We start from the raw sequence: 3,428 nt of genomic DNA, 5'->3' as shown, positions 1-3,428 counted from the left end.
CTTCGGCTAGAGCCACCTCGACATGCTTACGCAAGCTATGCTCCCGTAAGCTCACAGTATACAACTGAGTCAATAGAGGGTGTGCAGTGGCTCCCGTGAGCAGCACTATGTCGACATTTGGCAGTGGTGGCATATCACCTAAGACGATTACATCCTTGTTCACGCTCAATTGCCCCATCGCCCCAACGCCAAGTCCAGCAGAAACCAACGACCTTTGGGCGGATGCCGTATTGCAGCATGCGATGAGTTGATGGTTCACACTGCGTTTCGCCAAACTATCAACGGCAGCAGCATGGTATTTACAGTCGGTTTGAAACAGCACCAAAGGCAGCGGCCTTTGAGAGACATCAAAATCCTCAGCAGCAATCCACACTCCGCGATCAGATTCGAGCCAATACCCCTCTTCACTGTCTGGCGCTCTTGTCACTATCGCTGCGTCGATTTTCCCTTCATCGAGCCACTCTCTTAGAACGACACTGGGTTGAGAATAAACTTGAACTGAACAAGTCGGCTCTGTTTGAGTGATAGCACTGATCACTTTTGGAAGAATGGTTTCATTGTAATCTTCTGGGCAGCCGAGCCTGAGTGAGGTTTTATTTTGATATTTCTGCACTTGATGCAGCGCTTTATCATGCAACGCCAAGATTTGCTCCGCATGTGCTTTTAGCGCAAGCCCTGCCTCTGTGAGCATCATATTACGACCCTGACGCTCAAAGAGTGGTGTCCCAGCTTCGATTTCTAACTTCTTCATCTGGGCACTAAAGGCCGACTGCGTTCGATTGATCTGTTTCGCTGCCCGAGTAAAACTGCCCGTTTCCGAAAACGCCAGATAGCTGCGTAGCGCTTCAATATCCATATCCCTCTCCATCCATCGATTCCATTGATGGCACTTATTAAAACTATGCGTTAGTCACCCATCAAACCATTGATTATGATGAAAATCAAACCAGAAAGGAGGCGACATGAAACTGTATATTGCAAACCAAAACTACTCAAGTTGGTCACTAAGAGCTTGGCTTATATTTGCTCAAAACAACCTGAATGTGGAAGTGGAAAAGCTCACTCTATTCACACCTGAGTTTTATCAGACGCTTGCCAAAGTAACACCAGCAGCGAAAGTGCCTACCCTTGTCGACGGTGAGATCGCCACCTGGGACTCACTGGCCATTCTAGAGTATGTTAACGAGCGATATCTAAATGGTCGCAGCTGGCCTGAATCCATTACCGAGCGCGCGAAGGCACGTGCTGTCGCTAGCGAAATGCACTCTGGGTTTATGGCACTTCGCAATGAGCTACCAATGAACTGCCGCGCTCGTCGCAAAATTGAATTAAGCGAGGCGGCTCGCGGGGATATCAAACGAATCGATGAAATATGGTCAGAGCAAATGAGTCTGTATCCGGAGCAATGGCTATTTGGCGACTGGTCCATTGCCGATGCCATGTACGCCCCCGTCGCACTCAGATTTAGAACCTATGGTATTGAGCTATCTGAGCCAGCACAACGCTATCAAGAGAAAGTCCTTTCGAGCGCGGCGATTTTACGATGGCTTGCGGAGGCAAGCTCTGAGACGGACATCGTGCTGGAAGATGAAGCTGGCGAAGAAGTCTGCGTCTAGCGCTTAACGTCCACTACAATAAAGCCATGGTAAAACAGCTAAATAACTTAAGAGAGAGTATTGGAGCGAGTATGATTCACCTCTTAAGTGGTGCCGTTCTCGGAGCTGTCTGTTTTGCTCTTCACCAAAGTTTTATAGCGTTCAAGAAAAGATAAACGGCACACCCTTTCAAGGAGTGTGCCGTTAACGGAAAGCGAATCTAATGCTGCTCTAAACCGATAAAATGCGTCGATTATTGTTTTAGCTCAGACAGCTGATCAGAGAACCAAATCTTGCGCTGGAAACGCGGGTTCTTAGAAGACATATCGATCTTATATGGATTTTCTTCTTCCAAGCGCTGCGGGATATCTAAGATCTTGCTTAGCTCCTGCGCCAAGTACTTCTCAATTTTAAGCACTACCATCTTCTTACGCAGACGGCCTTGCTCGTCTCGGTTAAGAATGGTCGGCATAGTATTCAGCGTCAGAATCTCGCCCAATGCAGGATGAGACATACGCTCACGACCTTCGGTACTCGCGTAGAAATGCGAGACGGTAAACACCATATTCTCAGGTTTAAGCTGCTGCAGGAACTGGCAAGACTTCACCACAGTTGACCCAGTGCGAACCATGTCGTCAAACAGTACGATGCTCGAATTTTCCAAACCTTCAAAGGTGTCTTCACTCTCTTTATGTAGAGTAATTTCAACTTTACGCTCGGCCGTACGCTCTTTATCCAACATGATGAACTTGGCTTTGCTCAAACCAATTCGGTTGTACATCTCTTTCACAAAATCACGTGCCCCTTTGTCTGGCGCACAAAGTACTAAACCTTCCCCATCTGGGCCGTAGTTCAAGATGTTAGAGTTAAGCAAGTAATGGGCGTAAATCTGGTAAGGAATAAGGTTATAGAAACGGCCACCAAATACATCGCCAAACATCTTTTGTACTGAATCTGAGTGATTGTGGACCGTCACCACATCATCAACACCAGAGAGCTTCAACAGCTGCGCATAAAGCTGTGCGGTAAACGGCTGACCATCAAATTTCTTAATATCCGACACAGAACGCTCACCGCCCGTATCACCAAGCTCGGGACGAGCACCACGATCTTGCGCAGAGAAGAACAAGTCAGGCTCCACCAGCACTACACGACTCGCGCCATTTTCTTTGGCTGCACGGGCAATGATAAAGTTGTGCATCGCCAGCTCTTGACGACTGGTCACAAGATTCCCAGTACTGACGATAACGACCGTCTTACCTTCTAAGCTATTACCGATATTGTCCATATCGTCCTCATCAGAGATGAAGCGCGGGCAAAATTCGGTATTCATGAAGTGCTTCATGCTGATGACATCAGAGATGTCTTCATGCTGCCCCATCGCATAGGCGACATCAATGGCAAACGGGTTATCGGAAGAGTTACTAACAATCACTATATCGCTAGATAGTGCGTTTTGGCTGCTCATGGCATTCCTTATTGATTCGGAAAGTGAGTGGGTTGTGATGGGGGTATTCTAGCGGGAAAGCGAGCAAAACGGCAGAGGGAAAGGGTAATTAATGGTAAGCGGTGGGTTGGAATGCTTAGTGACTTTTGACAAAGCACTCTTGCCTCCATTGCTGTGAACTACATTGAGCTAACCATCCTCCTCATTAAAGTGAGACTCTTTCATTCACAATATACCTTTAAAGCTACCGCCAAACGCTCCGTCATTCCACACTTGTGCGGAATCTACTCAAAGCGTACTCCAGATGTTTAAAGAGTGCTTGTCAGCTCGTTTTTGGACAGAAATAGTCTACGTCCGTTCGTTTTAACATGCCCCAAGTAGCCGTC

3 protein-coding genes are annotated in these 3,428 nt (G+C 47.4%); 1 reads left to right on the top strand and 2 read right to left on the bottom strand.

All coding sequences use genetic code 11. From position 1 onward, the window contains the following. Positions 1-856: LysR family transcriptional regulator (locus ACJB0T_RS21805; protein ID WP_495292939.1), on the bottom strand; the 856-nt coding region annotated here is incomplete at its 3' end. A gap of 106 nt (positions 857-962) precedes the next feature. Here ACJB0T_RS21805 and ACJB0T_RS21800 point away from each other — a divergent pair. Next, entirely contained in the window at positions 963-1,616 is a 654-nt protein-coding gene (locus tag ACJB0T_RS21800; protein WP_479289534.1) for a glutathione S-transferase family protein, read from the top strand. A 232-nt stretch (positions 1,617-1,848) separates the two neighbouring features. Here ACJB0T_RS21800 and ACJB0T_RS21795 read toward each other — a convergent pair whose 3' ends face one another. Beyond that, a complete protein-coding gene (locus ACJB0T_RS21795) occupies positions 1,849-3,063 on the bottom strand; it encodes a phosphoribosyltransferase family protein (protein ID WP_479289533.1) in 1,215 nt (404 codons plus the stop codon). Positions 3,064-3,428 lie beyond the last annotated feature (365 nt).

This window comes from Vibrio sp. CB1-5 (genome assembly GCF_059412285.1).
Note: the sequence above shows the minus strand (reverse complement) of the source record. Positions and strands in the feature narration are given on the sequence as shown.